Origin of the sequence: Parabacteroides sp. PF5-6, from assembly GCF_029504695.1 — a bacterium.
Taxonomy (GTDB): Bacteria; Bacteroidota; Bacteroidia; order Bacteroidales; family Tannerellaceae; genus QVMG01.
Genome location: NZ_JAQFIN010000012.1, coordinates 85,830 through 104,434, shown reverse-complemented (window position 1 = coordinate 104,434; position 18,605 = coordinate 85,830). Strand labels below are relative to the sequence as shown.

Genomic DNA, 18,605 nt, shown 5'->3' with positions numbered 1-18,605 from the left:
AGATGACCGCAGATAAAGTTGTAAACAATAATAATCTGCGGTCATCTGTGCTTTATCTGCGTTATCTGTGTGCTATAATAGGATTAAGGGATGAGTTCTTATGAGTTCCTATGAGTTCCTATGAGTTCCTATGAGTTCTTATGAGTTCCTATGAATTCTTATGAGTTCTTAAGCTCTTATGAGTTCTTATGAGTTCTTAAGGGAGGGATTGCTTTTGAGAAATCGGGGGGAGGTGTTGGTGGATTAAAAGAAGATAGTTATATTCGTCCTCTGAAAGAGAGAGAGAATGGAGTCTATAAATACCTGTAATTGTATCTAATTATGAAAGCGTGGATGCTGCCACTGTGTGTAGGATTGATCTTATCAGTAAAGAGTATGGCACAAGAAGTTCCTGTTTTGTTGTTTCCCGGTGGTGCTCCGGGAGAAACTACTTCATTCATAGAGAGAGCGGATAGTGAGGGTGGGCGGACAGGCGGTGAGTCTGTGCTTCGCATCACGAATGTCGGTGAGCCGACGATCACGATTTATCCGGCTCCGGAGGAGTTGTCGAACGGTTCGGCCATGCTGGTCTGTCCGGGAGGCGGTTACAATATTCTGGCTTATGATCTGGAGGGTGATGAAGTGTGCGAATGGTTGAATGAGATCGGCATTACGGCTGTATTGTTGAAGTATCGCGTGCCTCGCCGGGAGGGTTTGGAGAAACATGCCGCGCCATTGCAGGATGCCCAACGGGCGATGAGTTATATCCGTGCGCATGCCGAAGAATATAATATCAATCCGAACAGTATCGGCGTGATGGGTTTCTCTGCCGGCGCGCATTTATCTGCGATGTTAAGCAATACGTTCGAAACGCGCACGTACCCTGCCTCGGATGCGATCGATAAGATCAGTTGCCGCCCCGACTTTTGTCTTTTGGTCTACCCGGCTTATCTGGATGGGGAGAAATTCCAGCTTGCACCGGAGTTGAAGGTGACAGCCGATACCCCTCCGACGATGCTTATTCAGACGGAAGATGATAAATCCTACATCAACAGCAGTCTTTTCTACTATTATGCTTTGAAAGAAGCCGGCGTTCCCGCCTGGATGCATTTGTATAGTTCGGGAGGACACGGTTATGGTTTGCGCGATACCGGTTCTCCGGTGAATGCGTGGCCGGTTCGTGTGGAAGACTGGTTTGTGGAGCTCGGCATTCTGGAAGAATAATTTCAAAGGCGGGGCGTATAAGATAAATATCCGTCATTGAGTTTAAACTGCTCGTCTTCATCGGTCAGAAAGCGGATCGCGGTCAAGACTTTTTCTTCCGTAAAGGAGAGTGTATGCACTATTTCTTTGACTAACCGGGGCGCTTCGGCGAGCGCTTCACTTAATTGATTGCGGATACTGTTGAATTCGTAATGGGTCAGTTCCGGACTTTTCCGGGTTAGGCAGACATCACATATCCCACAGTCATTTGCTTCTTCTTCTCCGAAGTAGCTCAATAACAGCCGGCTCCGGCAATAATTCTCTTCGGCGATATATTCCAATACTTTGTTTATTCGTGTTTCGAAACGTTCCTTACGTTCTTCGTAAGCGGAGCGTTGTATGCGCACGTGTTTGATCTCTTCGCGTGTGTGGGTGTAGATGATCAAAGGCGTTCTCCGTTGTGGGATATAATTGACAATGCGGTATTTGGAGAGCCCCGTCAGGATGTCGTAGACTTGCTGGGGTGTCGCCTGTGCCCGCGTGGCAATTATTTTTTCATCGATATACACATAGTCGGAGAACAGGCCGGTGTAGGAGCGCAGAATGACTTGTATCACATCGTCGGTCAGTTTGTCCTGATGAAGATGTCTATAGAGTTCCTCCCGGGTGGCAACGAATAAGAGGCGGGACGCATTGTCTATTTCTTCGGTATATTCGATATAACCGGAGAGTTCGAGTATCTTAAGCGCGTGGTGTGTCTGCAATTGCGAGAAATGGAATGCGATACAAAACTCCGTCAGGGAGAAGTCGTGCACCGTTTCCAGTCCATAGCCTACCGCGATCTGGTAGTAATTACCCAATGCTTCGTAGACGCGGTAAATAAATTCTTTGTCGGGGAATTCATCCGCCAGTCTTTTCTTTAGCTTCGCGCTATCCATGCCCGAGCAAAGGGCAGTGGCATAGGCTTTCTGTTCGTCGCGTCCGGCGCGTCCGGCTTCCTGGAAGTATTCTTCCAGAGATCCGGGCATATCGATATGCACCACGACGCGCACATCCGGTTTGTCTATCCCCATTCCGAACGCATTGGTCGATACGATGATGCGTGTTTCCCCGCTTTTCCATAGGTTCTGCCGGATATTTTTCTCTTCCCGATTCAGTCCCGCATGATAGAAGTCGGCTGTAAACCCGGCTGCCTGTAGTGCCAGGGCGATCTCCCGCGTGCGTTTGCGGTTGCGCACATATACGATCGCGCTGCCTTCTACGCGTTGCAGGATATAGATCAGTTGATCGATCTTATTGTCCGTTCGCCGGATCGAGTAGGATAGGTTGGGGCGGAAAAAGCTCTTCTTCAGTACGTTTTTCTCTTTGAACTTCAGCTTCTCCTGGATATCATCGATCACATCGGGCGTTGCTGTTGCCGTCAGGGCGAGCACCGGCACATCGGGCAGTTGCTCGCGTATGTCCGCGATTTTTATATAAGAAGGGCGGAAGTCGTATCCCCATTGCGAGATACAATGGCTTTCATCGATGACCAATAGGTTGATTCGCATCGCCTCGAGTTTAGCCTGAAAGATAGGGGTTGTCAGGCGTTCGGGCGAGACATAGAGAAATTTGTAATTGCCGAAGATACAGTTCTCCAGTTGGGTGATGATCTCCTGGCGCGACATGCCGGAATAGACTGCCGTTGCTTTGATACCGATCCGTCGCAGGTTGTCGACCTGGTCTTTCATCAGCGCGATCAAAGGGGTTACCACCAGGCAGGTCCCTTCCATAGCCATAGCCGGCACCTGGAAGGTGATCGATTTACCTCCGCCTGTCGGCATAAGCCCTAATGTATCTTTTCCCGAGCAGACTGCGTGTATGATCTCTTCCTGCAGGGGTCGAAAAGCGGAGTACCCCCAATAGGTCTGGAGTATTTGATGGTAAATGTCCACCTTATTCTGTATCGTCCGTCTTGATATCTTTGATCATCAATTGAATATTGGTATTCCCGTTGTAGGTATTCTCTTCCACGGTATAACAGATATGGAACGGCTGCATGGTTTTGATATAATCGTTGAACGTATGTTTGCCAAAGGCGATCGCGTGGACCGGCGCGTTGGTGGTGTCATCGATTAGTTCAAGTTTAATGTGTTCCATCTCTTTACCGACCAATTTGCTCGTGCCGTAGTCTTTGACCTGGCGTGAGCTGAATACCGGTTTCTGGTTATCCGGGCCAAAAGGATTCATCTTCTTCAGGTCGTTCATCAGTTTCGCGTTGATATCGTTCAGATTCAGTACGGCATCAATGTCGATCTGGGGTGTCATCTGTTCGGGAATGATTTCTTCGGCGGCCAGTTCGAGGAAGCGCTGGGTGAATGCCTCCAGGTTTTCTTCGCGGAGCGAGAGTCCGGCGGCGTAGGTATGCCCACCGAAGTTTTCCAATAGGTCGCGGCAGCTTTCTATGGCTTTGTAGATATCGAATCCGGTGATCGAGCGGGCGGAGCCGGTAATCAGTTCGGACGATTTGGTCAGTACCACGGCTGGCCGGTAGTATTTCTCCGTCAGGCGCGAAGCCACAATGCCTATCACTCCTTTGTGCCAGTCGCGGTTGTAGACTACTATCGCCTTACGGTCTTCAATATCGGTGAATTCATCGATCACGGCATTCGCTTCGTCGGTGATCTTCTTGTCCAGTTCCCGTCTTTCGTCGTTGTATTTGTTGATATTCTCGCTCTTTTCGCGTGCGGCAGCCCGGTCTTTGGCCAATAGGAGGTCGACAGCTTCTTTGCCGTTCTCCATGCGTCCGGAAGCATTGATGCGCGGCCCGATCTTAAAGACAATATCACTGATGGTGATGTCTTTACCGGTCAGTCCGCAGATATCGATGATGCCTTTGAGCCCCAGGCTGGGATTGCTGTTGAGCTGTTTCAGTCCGAAATAAGCCAGTATCCGGTTCTCTCCCGTAATGGGTACGATATCGGACGCAATACTGACGGCCGTCAGGTCGAGCAGTTTCTCCAGATCGGAGAACGGGAAGCTGTTGCTTTGCGCAAAGGCTTGCATAAATTTGAATCCTACGCCACAGCCTGAAAGATGTTCGTAAGGATAGGTCGAGTCGGTGCGTTTGGCATCCAATACGGCGACAGCATCCGGCAGCTGATCGTCGGGCATGTGGTGGTCGCAGATGATAAAATCGATGCCTTTTTCTTTGGCATACTCAATTTTATCGATCGCTTTGATTCCGCAATCCAGCGAGATGATTAATGTGACACCTGTCTCCTTTGCGTAATCAATACCTTTGTAGGAGATTCCATATCCTTCGTCGTAGCGATCCGGAATATAGTAGTCGAGTGCAGAAGTGTAGGTACGTAAATACTTATAAACCAAAGAGACGGCAGTCGTCCCATCCACATCGTAATCCCCGTAAACCAATATTTTTTCTTTATTCCCCAGCGCCATATTCAATCTGCGGACAGCTTTGTCCATATCCGGCATCAGAAACGGATCGTGCAGGTCGTTCAGGTTGGGTTTAAAGAATTTCTTCGCTTCTTCTACAGAAGTGATACCCCGCTGAACCAGCAAGAGGGCAACTACCGGGCTGATCCCCAGCCGGGTAACCATCTCGTCTCTTTTATGTAGCTGTTCTTGTGTAGGGGCTTGCAAATTCCATCTGTTAGTCATTATATATTATTTTTTCTTTTTTTCTCTCTCTGAGCTTCAATTCCGTGTCTTTCTTTCCTCCGGGTTTGAACCGGGACCTTTTACCGGCAAATTAGAATTGAACTCGTAAAAGTAAACAATAATCGGGATATTTCTGCACGATGCCGTTCTTTTTTCGCAAACACCCGCCTGAAATTCCGGAAACACAGGGCGGGATTTTGAGTAAGAGGTATCTCTAAAATATTTATGAGGTACCTCTTAGTCAGTTTTGAGGTACCTCATAATCGATTATGACGTACCTCATATTTTCTTTTGAGGTACCTCTTACCAAAAACTCCTTCCCGTGTTTTGCCAAAGGGAGTGAGAGACCGACAAAATATCACCGGGGAGTTTCCGTTCTATTGCTATAAGTTTCGTACATTTGTGCACCTATCGTCGCATCCGGCTCCTCTGGTTGTTTTTTTGCGGGCCATGGCGGGGCGTTCCGATAGGCTTTAATTATAGAGTAACGGATATGACAGAAGATATTCAAAAGGCTTATGAAGTTTTGAAAGCCGGTGGTTTGATTCTTTATCCCACGGATACGATCTGGGGAATCGGATGTGATGCCACGAACGACGCCGCCGTGCAGCGGGTGTACGATCTGAAGAAGCGGACAGACAATAAAGCCATGCTGGTGTTGATCGATAATGCGGTGAAGCTGGAAACGTATATATCCGAAGTGCCGGAGATCACCTGGGATCTGATTGAGGTGAACGATAAGCCGTTGACGATCATCTTCTCGGGGGCGAAAAATCTTTCCCCCAAGCTTCTGGGCGAAGACGGCAGTGTGGGCATCCGGGTGACACAGGAAACGTTCTCGCGCCGTTTGTGTGAGCGTTTTCGTAAGCCTTTAGTCTCTACATCCGCCAATATAACAGGCGAAGCATTCCCGTCGAATTTTCATGAGATCGCGGAAGAGATCCGCAACGGGGTCGATTATATTGTCAAATACCGGCAGGATGACCGAACGGAGGCACAGCCTTCTTCCATCCTGAAGCTGAGTGCCGGCGGAGTGGTTAAGGTGATCCGATAGCAATGAATAAAAAGACACAGGTAAAGAAGTATATACTGACCGATTTTATTACCGCATCCATCATCTGGGTGTTGTTTAATATAATAAGATACGGGCAGGTAGCCGCCTACGAAGGTTTTACCTCTTTGCAATCTTTCTTATTCTCCTACCAAGTCATGAAAGGGCAGATCCTGATCCCTTTCCTTTGGCTGGCGCTTTATTATTTTTCAGGTTACTACAACAAACCGATCGGCAAATCCCGCCTGGGTGAATTTTTCTCCACTTTTGTTATCGTCATTATCGGCGTTGTCTTTATCTTTTTCGCCATTGTACTGAATGATCTGCCCCGTTCGTTCGAGATTTACTACGAATTGTTTTTCTCGCTCTTGCTCCTGCAGTTCTTTCTGACCTATATTCCCCGGCTCGTTATCACCCAACAAGGCATCGCCAAGATCAAACGAAGAGAATGGTCGCAGCATCTGCTTCTGATCGGTACCGGGAAGAAAGCGCAAAAGACGGCGGAAGATCTTTACAACCTAGGATACACCATTGCCGGGTTTGTGTCGGAGAACGGCACCGACCAGGCAGCGATCGAGATCGACCGCGACCTACTGCTGGGAACGGTTGAGCAGTTGCCCGATATCATGATATCCAACCGGGTGGACGAATTGGTGATTGTCGTCGAGAAACCGGATAATGAGGAATATCTGGCCATCCTTTATTCCCTTTACCGGTATAAACGGCCGATCATGGTTTTGGCCGACAACTCCAATATCCTGAACAAGGTACATATCAAAACCATCCAGGGCATTCCGCTGGTGGATGTGACCGATAATAATTTTTCATCAGCCGAGAAGAATATCAAACTGTTCATGGATAAACTCTTTTCTCTATTGGCCTTGATCCTTTTGTCGCCCCTTTTCCTCGGCATGGCCTTGCGGGTGAAGAAAAGTTCGAAGGGGCCTGTGTTCTTTAAGCAGGAACGGATCGGTTATATGGGCAAACCGTTTACGATCTACAAGTTTCGCACGATGTACACCGATGCGGAAGAGAACGGCCCTTTGCTTTCCGTCGAAAATGATCCCCGCATTACTCCCTACGGCGCCGTTATGCGTAAATACCGATTGGACGAATTACCGCAGTTCTGGAACGTATTGAAAGGCGATATGTCATTGGTCGGACCCCGGCCGGAACGGAAACATTTTATCGATCAGATCGTAAAAAAAGCACCTTATTATTATCTGCTTCACAATGTCCGTCCGGGAATCACCTCGCTCGGTATGGTCAAGTACGGCTATGCTGCCGATGTGGAGCAGATGATCGAACGGTTGAAGTTTGATATGATTTACTATGAAAATATGTCTTTGGAATTAGACTTAACGATATTAGTGTATACGGTAAAGACCGTATTAACAGGAAAAGGTATTTGAAATGGAGCAACAAGGTTGGTTTTATCGGTTTTTATTGTGGCGGGAGAAGAAGATCAAAGAGAAACATTTTATTCTGATCCTTAGCTTTATTGTCGGACTGCTTACGGCGGCGGCGGCTATTGTGCTTAAAAATACGATTCACTTTATTCAACATCTATTGACGGGTAACTTCACGGCCGACGGAGCCAACTGGCTTTATCTGCTCTATCCGGTCATCGGGATCTTATTGGCCGGATTGTTCGTTAAATATATTGTACGCGATGATATCAGTCATGGAGTAACCAAGATCCTTTATGCCATTTCGCAACGGAAAAGCCGGATAAAGCCTCATAATACCTGGAGCTCGTTGGTTGCCAGTTCGGTAACCATCGGTTTCGGCGGATCGGTAGGGGCGGAGGCCCCGATTGTATTGACGGGTGCTGCCATCGGATCGAACCTGGGTCGCCTGTTCCGGATGGAACAGAAGACATTGATGCTGCTGGTAGGATGCGGCGCCGCCGGTGCGATTGCCGGAATCTTCAAAGCGCCGATCGCCGGATTGGTTTTTGTGATCGAAGTATTGCTTTTAGACCTGACGATGACCTCTATCATGCCGTTATTGATCACTTCGGTCACAGCCGCTTCGGTTTCTTATATCTTTACCGGCACGGATGCGATGTTTAAATTCTCGCAGACCGAAGTGTTCGAGCTCGCGCGTATCCCTTACGTCTTATTGTTGGGGGTCTTCTGCGGATTGGTCTCCCTTTACTTCACCCGGGTGATGAATAAGGTGGAAGGCGTCTACCGCCGGCTGGGCAGTTACTGGAAGAAGTTCCTCCTGGGTGGTGCTACGTTGAGTATCCTGATCTTCCTCTTCCCGCCGCTCTATGGCGAAGGCTACGATACGATCGGCTCGCTGCTCAACGGGCAATACGATCACCTGATGGATGCCAGTTTGTTCAACAGTTGGAACGACAGCTACTGGGGAATCCTGGTCTTTCTCTCGCTGATCCTGCTCACCAAGGTGTTTGCTTCGAGCGGGACGAATGCCGGTGGCGGTTGCGGGGGGATCTTCGCACCGAGCTTGTATCTGGGTGGGATCTCCGGCTTTGTCTTTGCCCATACCTCCAATTACTTCCCTTTCACGCAATTCGTTTCGGAGAAGAACTTTGCCCTGTTGGGCATGGCCGGGGTGATGTCGGCCGTTATGCACGCGCCATTGACGGGCGTGTTCCTGATTGCGGAGCTGACGGGGGGGTACGATCTCTTCCTGCCGTTGATGATTGTCTCGATCAGCGCGTACCTGACCATCCTGGTGTTCGAGCCGCATAGCATCTACTCCATGCGTCTGGCACAGAAGGGCGAACTGTTGACGCATCACAAAGATAAGGCGGTATTGACGCTGCTCGACCGCAACAGTGTGATCGAGAAAGATTTCCAGCCGGTTTCGCCGGATATGTCGTTGGGCGATGTGGTGAAGGTAATCGCCAAGAGTAGCCGCAATATGTTCCCTGTTGTAGACGATAAAGGCATCCTGGTCGGGATCGTTTTGTTGGATAATATTAGGAACATCATGTTTCGGCCGGAGCTTTACAATCGTTTCCATGTGACGAAGTTCATGGTGTCGGCGCCGGGGCGTATCGAACTGGATATGCCGATGGAACAGATCATGAAAATCTTCGACGATACCAAAGCCTGGAACCTTCCGGTGGTCGATAGCGAACGACGGTATATCGGCTTCATGTCGAAGTCGAAGATCTTTAATTCTTACCGTGAAGTATTGGTGGATAACTTTTCAGAAGATTGATCATGAAGAAAGAAGAACTACGTATTGTATATATGGGCACCCCGGAGTTTGCGGTCGGGAGCCTGCGTGCCTTGGTGGAAGGAGGCTATCATGTGGTCGGCGTGGTGACCATGCCGGATAAACCCGTTGGGCGACACGGCAGTGTGTTGCAGGCCAGTGAGGTGAAACAATATGCGTTGTCCGTGGGGCTGCCCGTCCTTCAGCCGGTCCGGTTGAAAGAAGAATCTTTTCTCGAAGAGTTGAACGCCTTACAGGCAGATCTGCAGATCGTTGTTGCTTTCCGGATGCTGCCGCAGGTGGTATGGGATATGCCGCCTTTGGGCACATTCAACCTGCACGGCTCACTGCTTCCCCAATACCGGGGCGCTGCGCCGATCAACTGGGCAATTATCAACGGCGAAACAGAAACCGGGGTGACTACCTTCTTCCTGACCCACGAGATCGATACGGGAAAGATCATCCGGCAAAAGACGCTGACGATCGAAGATACCGATAACGCCGGAACGGTTCACGACCGCTTGATGGCGATCGGTGCCGAACTGGTGGTCGAAACCGTTGATCTCATTCTGGACGACCGGATCGAAACGACCGCGCAGGAATCTTTGTTTGCCGATCCGGAAGAGCTGCATGCGGCGCCCAAGATCTTCAAGGAAACCTGCCGGATCGACTGGACGCAATCCTTGAAGCAGATCTATGACTTCGTTCGTGGGCTCTCGCCTTATCCGGCCGCCTGGACCGAACTGACGGATGAAGCGGGGAAAACCTTTGTGTTGAAGATCTATGAAACGAAGAAAAACTTTACACCCCATAATCTGCCGGTCGGCACCCTGCGGACCAACGGAAAGAATATACTGGAGATCGCCGTTGCGGATGGTTTCCTGCAACTCCTGTCTGTACAGCTGGCAGGAAAGAAACGAATGAATACCTCTGATTTCCTGAACGGATTCAAATCGATCGAAACCTGCAAAGTCATCGGATGAATCCGGTAAAGAAATACCTGTATATAGGTTTGGGTACCTTATTCCTCGGATTGGGTACAGTGGGTATTTTTCTGCCCTTGCTTCCGACGACTCCGTTTTGGCTGTTGACCTGCTGGTTTTATATCCGCAGTTCCGAGACGTTGTATAACCGGGCGATGGCGAATCGTTACTTTGGCTCCTATATTCGTGCGTATGTAGAAGATAAATCCATCCCTCTGCGGGGGAAAGTTATCTCGCTGAGTGTGATGTGGCTGACAATGGGGTGTTCGGTATTGTTTTTTGTACATGCCTTGTGGGGGCGAATCCTCCTGATCGGGATCGCTGTAGGCGTCACCTGGCATATTCTTTCTTTCCCGACCCGGAAGGAAGATAATAAAAAGTAAGATTATCCGTTATCTTTATAACTTTCAAATGAATAGGATATGAAACGTGCTTTTGTCATCTTGCTTTTCGGTATGATTGTGTTGTATGCCCGTGAAGGCTACGATACCTGGTTCTCGGCAAATCATATCAAAGAACGGATTACCGGTATCCTGTCGGATATCGCAAAGGAGGTGACCGCTATCCCGCTGCAATCCGCCAATGGTAAACCCATGGAAAAGGTGCGGGATATCAAGAAAGACCGGAACGAACTGTTCCTGATCAGCGAGGATATTCTTTATCACTACAATAAGGATGGACGGTTCGTCTGCCAGGTGACCGATCCGGGAAGTATAAAAGTAGCCGGTTATCTGGTTAATCCCGCCAAAAGCGAATTGATCGTACTGGGCAATGTGGATGATATCTTTTATTATACGTATGAAGGAGAACTGATCGAAACGAAAAAACTGGTCAGCAACCTGCCCGATCGCCGCATCCTTTCCATGGCATTACACAATAATCGCATCCTTTCGATGGAGGAAAATACGTATGTCCATCCGGATACGCAAGAGGTTTGGGTGGAAAAGGAACTGGTGACCTACGATACTTCTTTTCAAAAGATCGAATCGCACAAACTGGCTTTTGCCGATTTGGGACGGACGCAGTATCTGTTGACGCTGTCTCAACCCCAGTTATGTATCGATCCGGATACCGGACAGCTGCTCGTTTACAATTCGCCGAAGGATCATGAATACCTCTTGCAGGACACCCTGCGGCTGGCCTCTTCCCTGAAGCAAAACAAAAAAATAATCGATGAAGAACGTATTCCGGTAGTTCCCATCAGACCGCTCGGACGTTTTTGGTTCTCTTCCTCTTCCAACCCCGAAGATGAAACGATGAATTTCACTTTCTGTTATGACCGGCAGACACAGGCGCATAAGAAATTGAAAGATGGCTTTGCCGATGATTTTTATGAAACGGGAACAGTTGCTAACCTGCAGGCCATGGATCTGTATAGCCAAACCTTTTGTTTCACTCAATCGGGCGAAGGCACAAAAAAAGCATTTCCGGATAATTATCACTCTGGAAATGCTGTCGTTTTTATCGTGAAAATGAAAGAAGCTTAGGCGTTAAGAAGGTCTTCTCCGGGGGTTCCTCCCTCTGCCTTGTCCTTTCGGCGGGATTCGCCGGCCTCTGCCTCTTACCGTATGTTTTTCCGGCTCATAGAGTGGGGCGGGACCGAGGGAAGGATCGATCGGTATCTTATATACTTCTTTTTCCAGGAAATTCTCAATCCGTTTGAACGCTGCCTGCTCTTCGATCGAAACGAAGGTGATGGCCAGCCCGACACCGTTTGTTCCCCGGGCCGTACGGCCGATGCGGTGCACGTAATCTTCCGGATCGTGCGGGATATCATAGTTGACTACCAATTTGATATCGTTGATATCAATGCCTCGGGCAACCACATCGGTGGCAACCAGGATGTCGATGCGTCCGTTCTTGAACTCTTTCATCACCTCTTCCCGTTGGGATTGCTCCAGATCGGAATGCATGGCGGCGACATTAAACTTCAATCGTTTCAGCGTTGCGTTGAGCTCCTTTACTTTCATCTTCGAAGAAGAGAAGATTATCACGCGTTGGGGGCGACTGTCCTTGAATAGCTTTTCCAGGATCTTGATCTTCTGCGGTTCGTAGCAGACATACGCCGTTTGCATGATGGATTCAGGCGGTTTGGAGATCGCGATCTTTATCTCTTCCGGCTCTTTGAGGATCGTCTTGGCCAGCGTACGGATCTTGGGCGGCATCGTTGCCGAGAACATGATCGTCTGGCAGGTCGGCGGCAGCAGTTTCTGGATCATCATGATGTCGTCGTAGAAACCCATGTCGAGCATCCGGTCGGCTTCGTCCAGGATAAAGAAAGAAGCATGGGAGAGGTCGACCGTTCCCATCTTGATATGCGAAAGCAAACGTCCGGGCGTAGCGATCACAATGTCTGCTCCCATCTGCATGCCCCGCTTCTGTTGTTCCCAAGCCACACCATCCGTTCCGCCATAGACGGCTACAGCCGAAACCGGCAGGAAGTAGGAGAAACCTTCGATCTGTTGATCGATCTGTTGGGCAAGCTCGCGAGTCGGAGCCATGATCACCGCATTGACAAAGTTCGCCGGATGGGTCCCTTTGCTCAGTTCATTGATGACCGGCAATACGTACGCAGCCGTCTTGCCCGTACCCGTCTGGGCACAAGCGATTATATCTTTTCCTTCTAAAATAACCGGGATCGTTAGCTCCTGTACCGGAGTCGTTTCCTGGAAGTTCATCGCATCAAGCCCGTCAAGCACATCGTCTTCGAGCTTCAATTCGTCAAATCTCATGTCTATTGTAATTTCACTGTAAAGATAGATAAATCTTAGGACAATTAAGGATTTCTGACTTTTGTCTTCTTAAAAAGCTTATTTTTTTTCAATAAATGCTTTTTTTTGATGATTTGTTTGTTTTTAGGAGAATTAGATAATACCTTTATCGGTAATTTGCAAAGTGAGGTTTTTTAGTAACAGTTTGTGCGTTATGGAAAATAATGAAGAAAAGGATATTCTTCAGTCGGAAACTAAAAATACAATAATGGATAACGGAAATAATCCTCAGGGCCATAAGAATCATAGTGGTACGGAGGAAGACACAAAAGAGGCTTTAAGAAGGCTGCGTCTCCTTTCTAAAATTGCGTTCAAGGCAAATGATATTCATGCTTGTTCATTGAAGATTAATCCGGATACTAAGGATAACTACAGAGACACGATTGTCACGATGTTATACCATTGGGATTCGGAAGAAGAGTTATCGACCTTGGTCACCTGGGATCATTATATTTCCGTGCTCGATCCGGAGAGTTTGCCCGTTTTCTGGGAAAACTTTTATAAGGTCGTTCGGGGTGAGGAACAGGAAGTGAAGTTCGAAGCTTTTGTTAAATTCCCGGAATTCTCCCGCTACTTCTGGCGCGACTATACGATGTCGATCTATGAACGGGATGATCAGGGGCGCCCAACGGTTATCCTGACCTGCTCTTCGGATATTCATGTGCGCAAATCGCATGAATTGAATATGGAAGAGATCATCTCCAATATGGAACGGGCCGATAAGATGAAATCCAAGTACCTGGCGGATATGAGCCATGAGATCCGTACGCCGTTGAATGCTATTACCGGTTTTGCCGAACTGATGGCTTTTACGGAAGACGATGAAGAACGCATGGGTTATTACGATATTATCAAAACCAACAACCAGATGCTGATGCAGCTGATCAATGATATCTTAGACCTTTCCAAGATTGAAGCCGATGTGGTCAAGATCACGTATGAGCCGGTGGATGTCAACGATCTGTTGGATTCGGCGTATGCTTCGACCCGTCTGCGCATGCCGCCGGGAGTGGAACTGATCATGGAAAAAGGCGGGAAAGAATGTATGTTCGGTACCGACCCGGTTCGTTTGCTTCAGTTGATTACCAATCTGGCGAATAACGCGATCAAGCATACCAAAGAAGGTTCGATCACCATCGGATATAAGATCCTTCCGGAGGATAAACTTGAATTTTATGTAAAAGATACGGGCTTTGGTATTCCCGAAGAGAAACAGCGACAGTTGTTCGGCCGCTTTGCCAAGGTAAACGATTATGCCGAAGGCATTGGTCTGGGCTTGGCGATCTGCCAGGGCCTTGTGGCCAAGATGGGCGGTACCATAGGCGTGAAGTCGGAACATGGCGTCGGCTCGGAATTTATCTTTACCTTACCATCACATGAAACCACTTTAGAAGAATAAACGGATTTACCTAATTAGTTTTTATAGTAACGGGTGTATATTTGATTATACAACCCGTTTTCTTTTATCCGGCGGAACCAAGTGTTCAGGCTGTCGCACAGGACGGGAGAGTCTTTGCGCACGACCCACGACTGGAGCTGGGTGAAGCTGATGTCGGTCTGGATATCTATTTCCGGTAGTTGCTGCTTGGCGCGTAATGCGATTTGCTGATCGCAAACGGCGTAGTCGATATCCCCATGCGCCACCATACTGATCAGTTGTTCCGAGGCATAGAGCGGTTCTTCCCGGATATAGATCGTATCGCCTATTTCCTGTTCCAGGTTCCTCAGCCGAAGAAGCGCCGGGGAGTTCTGGGGAATATATAACGTCTTTTGAGCCAGATCCAACTGGTTGCGGATAGGGGGGAGACCGTCATTGTTTGAAGCGTTTCTTTGCACCAATACCTGTTTGTTGAGTACGGTTGGGTCGGTGAAGAGATAAAGATCTTTCAACTCCGTGGTCACCGGGATATTGCGGGCAATGATATCGCAATCCTGCCCGGATAATGCTTCGAAGCTTTTGGAAAGGCTCATCTCCAGGTGGATTTCAACCTCCAGTCCGGTCAGTTCCGAGATCGCCTGAGCCAGTTCGTACTGAAAACCTTCGATGGTGTCGCCGTTGATATAATATCCTGTCTGGTTGTATTCGGTGATCATGCGCAAAACGCCTTCTTGCCGGATCTGTTCAAAGTCTCTCTCCGCCGGAATACTTTTCTTCTGTGTAAATAATAAGATACACATACCCAATACCACGACAAACAGTAAGGCAATATACAGGGAAAGAAGTTTCTTCGTTTTCATCCGGACTTAATTATTGAAATTCACAGAGATACCAAACTTCAATACGAAAGGATTCAATGGGTAATGCGCAAAAGAGAAATGTTCGGGATCGAGGAATTTGGTTCCCAGGTTATAAGCCGTAATGAAGAAGCGGGCTTGTTTCAGGTGTAAGTTCGCATAACCATTGATCAACGGGTAGCCGCCGATCTTTACTCTCCGGTCGTCATCGGCCTGCAATTGGAACTGCTGAGTGGCCGGCTCGTAATAAGGGGCGTAGTAAGAGGAGAAGTAATGCGCGTCGGCACCTAACTGCAAGGTCAACACCTTAGCCAGCTTCACCGTGAAATAGATATTCGTATATAAACTCCATTGCGGCAGCGGGATCACGTCTTCATTGCTGCTGTATTGATAAGCCGCTTCGTTCTCCCAGCCAAAGGCGCGGTAGTATAGATCTTGCTTGAGCCGGGCGCTAATCACCTGAAGGTTTTTCCCGTCATACTGCTCGGGTGTTCCGGCTTTCCCATAGTAGATATGATTCTGAATGCTGTTTACTCCTGCGGAAAGAAGCGTGCGGGTTCTTTCGAGATGGATGCTTCCGCCGGCATAGATTTGCTGTTCGTTCTTGAAATTGTTGTCCCACCAAAAGTAACGCGAATGGTTATGGCGCGTGTAAAAAGCCGGTGTTACGTTCTTGACATATCCTTCAGCCTTTATCACGGCGTCTTTCTTCAAGAAGGGGAAACGGGTTTGCAGATCGCCGGTCAGGCGGAACTCGCCCAAATCATCGCCGACGATACAGAGTTCTCCCCGGGCATTGTAAGTGAGTATGCTTCCCTGCCGCTTGGATAGTTCGGCACCGACGTAGGTCGACAGTTCATCGTACACCGTATAACCGGGATAATACAGGGTGGTCGGTAGCGACAGGATATACATATTTTCATCGTAAGTCATTCCGGGAGGCAGGTCCATCATCTTGAACCGTCTTTTCTCTACGGTGACAAAAGCCGACAAGCCGAACTTCACCCAATCCTGAAAGCCTTCCCTGAGCGATATCGCTAACGTATTCTTTAGATTCCATGCCGAAGGGCGGTCCTGCAATTCTTTGGAAAGGCCATAGATCCGGTCGTAGCTGCCATCCGCAGCCGACTGGTTGCTGGTATAGAAATGCCGCCGGTTGTCTTCATACTCTAACGTATGGATGATGCTGGAGACGGGCACGAACTTCTCGATCGGCTCGCCCTCTTCATCCGTTTCCGCCAGTGTGCGGTAGAATCCTAAATTGTAACGGTGGGTCAGGAAATATTGTTTCCCGCGTATCCGGTTGAATACATTGCTGTAGCGGACGGGGAAACTTTTGGTGTCCAATCCCAGCTTGCCGTCCTGGTGTGCATCCGGATCGGTCACGTAGGTGTCGTCGGTCAGCCCGCCGTTTTCGTGACTGATGAAATTGTAATTGCTCAGATAGCCCCGGAGTTCATAGTTGTCGCTGAGGTAATTGCCGAACAGGCGGTAGCTCAATAATTTATTCCCCGTGGAGTTGTAGTGTCCCCGGCTATAGATATAGTCCATTTCCGCACCGATATTGATCTGCTTCCCGAAGTTGAGGGTGAGGACGCCATTGAGCCGTTCTTCCTTTTTCTGGTCGGAACCTCCCATGGTATAGCTCACATTCGTATAAGGGATCTTTGTGTCATAGAAACAGGCGTTCTCCGGTGTGGTGATATAGTAGTCGTATCCTTCGGCGAAGATAAAGTCGCGCATTTCTTTCCGTTCACTGAAAATGCGGCTCTGGGCGGGTGAACCGATATTGGCGAGATAACCTACGGAGAGCGATCGCCCTTCGACCAGGGTGCTGTTGGCGAAATTCAGGCGGTTGGTATCCATCGGCACGATGTAGGCTTCTCCCAGGCGGGGGCTGAGGTTATAGGCCACAACGCCTTCTCTTTGTACGGAGTCGGTCAGCAGGCTATCCGGTATTTCAATATCCGAATGTGATAATCTGGATAAGGAGAACGAACGTCCGTCGTCACCTCCGCCACCACGGCGGGGAGGTTGTTGGGCCAGAATAGTCATACAGAATCCGGCCAGAAAGAGGCATATAAAGAGACTCCGCTTCATGGGGTGCAAAGATATAATAAAAGGGCGTTCCCACGAAAGAAACGCCCTCTCTTTATAATCTTTTATGTAAATCCGATTTATACTTTTTGTATGATTTCCATCCCTTTTTTGATCGCCGCTTCGTTCATCGGGATCAGTTTGTGATGGCGTTCGGGAAGCGACTTCTTCAATCCCAGCAGTACGTTTTCCAGTTCGACCATCGGAACGATTTTCAATAAACCGCCCAGGATAATCATGTTGAACGCTTTCTCGTTTTTCATCTCCGTGGCCGCGTCCATGGCATCGACCTGGTAGACGTTGATATCGGTCCGTGTCACCGGTTTGTGAATCCCATAGCTATCGTAGATCAGGATGCCTCCGGGTTTCACCTTGCTCTCGAACTTATCCATCGACGGTTGGTTCAATACAATCGCAATGTCGTATTCATTCAGGATCGGCGAGCTGATCGGCTGATCGCTCAGGATCACCGTTACATTGGCCGTTCCGCCCCGTTGTTCCGGTCCGTACGAGGGCATCCAGGTCACTTCTTTACCTTCCATCAAACCGGAGTAAGCGAGTATCTTTCCCATCGAGAGCACACCTTGTCCCCCGAAGCCTGCAATAATTATTTCTTCTTTCATATCCCTATTCCTTCTTCTTTATTTTTTAAGTCTCCTAAGGGGTAGAAGGGGAACATATTTTCCACCATCCATTTGTTGGCCTTGTCCGGCGTGGTTTTCCATCCCGAGGCGCAGGTAGAGACGAATTCAACGACCGAAGTCCCTTTTTTATTCATCGCGTTCTCGAATGCTTTGCGCAATACTTTTTTGGCTTTCTTGACTGCCGCTGCCGTATGCACGCTCTGGCGGGTCACCAGGCAGGTGCCTTCCAATTTGGCCAATAGTTCGCCGATCTTCAGTGGGTGACCGTTCAATGCGATACTGCGTCCGTAGGGCGTAGTCGAGGTCGGCATGCCTTCCAGCGTGGTCGGCGCCATCTGTCCGCCGGTCATTCCGTAGATCGCGTTGTTGACAAAGACAATCACGATATTCTCCCCGCGGTTGGCCGCGTGGATTGTTTCAGCCGTTCCGATCGCCGCCAGGTCGCCGTCGCCCTGATAGGTGAAAACCATCCGGTCGGGATTCAGGCGTTTGGCTGCCGTAGCTACGGCCGGCGCGCGTCCGTGAGCCGCTTCGATCCAGTCGATATTCAGATAGTTATAAGCAAATACCGCACATCCAACGGGGGATATGCCAATGGTTTTTTCTTCCAGTCCCATCTCGTCGATCACCTCGGCAATCAATTTATGGATCACCCCATGACTACATCCGGGACAATAGTGCATCGGGTTGTCATTCATTAATCTGGGTTTGTCGTAAACCAGATTCTCCGGGCTTATTATTTCGTTAAGTTCCATATTCTATTGAATTGAAAGTTGAAAATTGA

General features: G+C 48.8%; 15 protein-coding genes. 8 read left to right on the top strand and 7 right to left on the bottom strand.

Features of this window, described 5'->3' with window-relative positions:
• Positions 1–318: 318 nt before the first annotated feature.
• A complete protein-coding gene (locus M2133_RS13040; protein WP_277466615.1) occupies positions 319–1,203 on the top strand; it encodes an alpha/beta hydrolase in 885 nt (294 codons plus the stop codon).
• Between the two features lie 2 nt (positions 1,204–1,205).
• On the opposite strand, the gene M2133_RS13035 is transcribed toward M2133_RS13040, so the two are convergent.
• Positions 1,206–3,116, bottom strand: a complete 1,911-nt coding sequence (locus tag M2133_RS13035) for an ATP-dependent DNA helicase RecQ (RefSeq protein ID WP_277466608.1) — start codon at positions 3,114–3,116, stop codon at positions 1,206–1,208.
• Position 3,117: 1 nt separating this feature from the next.
• Entirely contained in the window at positions 3,118–4,845 is a 1,728-nt protein-coding gene (recJ, locus tag M2133_RS13030; protein ID WP_277466607.1) for a single-stranded-DNA-specific exonuclease RecJ, read from the bottom strand.
• Between the two features lie 493 nt (positions 4,846–5,338).
• Here recJ and M2133_RS13025 point away from each other — a divergent pair, with 493 nt between their 5' ends.
• Genes M2133_RS13025 through M2133_RS13000 form a run of 6 tightly spaced genes read left to right on the top strand, consistent with a single transcriptional unit; the run spans position 5,339 to position 11,561 of the window.
• Positions 5,339–5,899, top strand: a complete 561-nt coding sequence (locus M2133_RS13025) for an L-threonylcarbamoyladenylate synthase (RefSeq protein WP_277466606.1) — start codon at positions 5,339–5,341, stop codon at positions 5,897–5,899.
• Between the two features lie 2 nt (positions 5,900–5,901).
• Positions 5,902–7,308, top strand: coding sequence for a sugar transferase (locus M2133_RS13020; RefSeq protein ID WP_277466605.1), 1,407 nt, complete (start codon positions 5,902–5,904; stop codon positions 7,306–7,308).
• Between the two features lies 1 nt (position 7,309).
• Entirely contained in the window at positions 7,310–9,094 is a 1,785-nt protein-coding gene (locus tag M2133_RS13015) for a chloride channel protein (protein WP_277466604.1), read from the top strand.
• A 2-nt stretch (positions 9,095–9,096) separates the two neighbouring features.
• Complete coding sequence (gene fmt, locus M2133_RS13010) at positions 9,097–10,074, top strand: methionyl-tRNA formyltransferase (RefSeq protein ID WP_277466603.1); 978 nt, start codon at positions 9,097–9,099, stop codon at positions 10,072–10,074.
• Positions 10,071–10,457 (top strand): YbaN family protein, encoded by a 387-nt coding sequence (locus M2133_RS13005; RefSeq protein ID WP_277466601.1) that lies wholly within the window; start codon positions 10,071–10,073, stop codon positions 10,455–10,457. The genes fmt and M2133_RS13005 overlap by 4 nt, the downstream gene beginning before the upstream one ends.
• A gap of 39 nt (positions 10,458–10,496) precedes the next feature.
• A complete protein-coding gene (locus tag M2133_RS13000) occupies positions 10,497–11,561 on the top strand; it encodes a 6-bladed beta-propeller (RefSeq protein ID WP_277466600.1) in 1,065 nt (354 codons plus the stop codon).
• 3 nt (positions 11,562–11,564) lie between these two features.
• On the opposite strand, the gene M2133_RS12995 is transcribed toward M2133_RS13000, so the two are convergent.
• Complete coding sequence (locus M2133_RS12995) at positions 11,565–12,806, bottom strand: DEAD/DEAH box helicase (protein WP_277466599.1); 1,242 nt, start codon at positions 12,804–12,806, stop codon at positions 11,565–11,567.
• 193 nt (positions 12,807–12,999) lie between these two features.
• On the opposite strand from M2133_RS12995, the gene M2133_RS12990 reads away from it, so the two are divergent.
• Positions 13,000–14,244 (top strand): ATP-binding protein, encoded by a 1,245-nt coding sequence (locus tag M2133_RS12990; RefSeq protein WP_277466598.1) that lies wholly within the window; start codon positions 13,000–13,002, stop codon positions 14,242–14,244.
• A gap of 14 nt (positions 14,245–14,258) precedes the next feature.
• Here M2133_RS12990 and M2133_RS12985 read toward each other — a convergent pair whose 3' ends face one another.
• The 4 genes from M2133_RS12985 to M2133_RS12970 form a co-directional block, all read right to left on the bottom strand.
• Positions 14,259–15,083, bottom strand: a complete 825-nt coding sequence (locus M2133_RS12985) for a transporter substrate-binding domain-containing protein (protein WP_277466597.1) — start codon at positions 15,081–15,083, stop codon at positions 14,259–14,261.
• Positions 15,084–15,089: 6 nt separating this feature from the next.
• On the bottom strand, positions 15,090–17,180 hold the full coding sequence (locus M2133_RS12980; RefSeq protein ID WP_277466596.1) for a putative porin: 2,091 nt from the start codon (positions 17,178–17,180) through the stop codon (positions 15,090–15,092).
• A gap of 77 nt (positions 17,181–17,257) precedes the next feature.
• Positions 17,258–17,800: a 2-oxoacid:acceptor oxidoreductase family protein gene (locus M2133_RS12975; RefSeq protein WP_277466595.1), complete on the bottom strand. Its 543-nt coding sequence runs from the start codon at positions 17,798–17,800 to the stop codon at positions 17,258–17,260.
• A complete protein-coding gene (locus M2133_RS12970) occupies positions 17,797–18,576 on the bottom strand; it encodes a thiamine pyrophosphate-dependent enzyme (RefSeq protein WP_277466594.1) in 780 nt (259 codons plus the stop codon). The genes M2133_RS12975 and M2133_RS12970 overlap by 4 nt, the downstream gene beginning before the upstream one ends.
• Positions 18,577–18,605 lie beyond the last annotated feature (29 nt).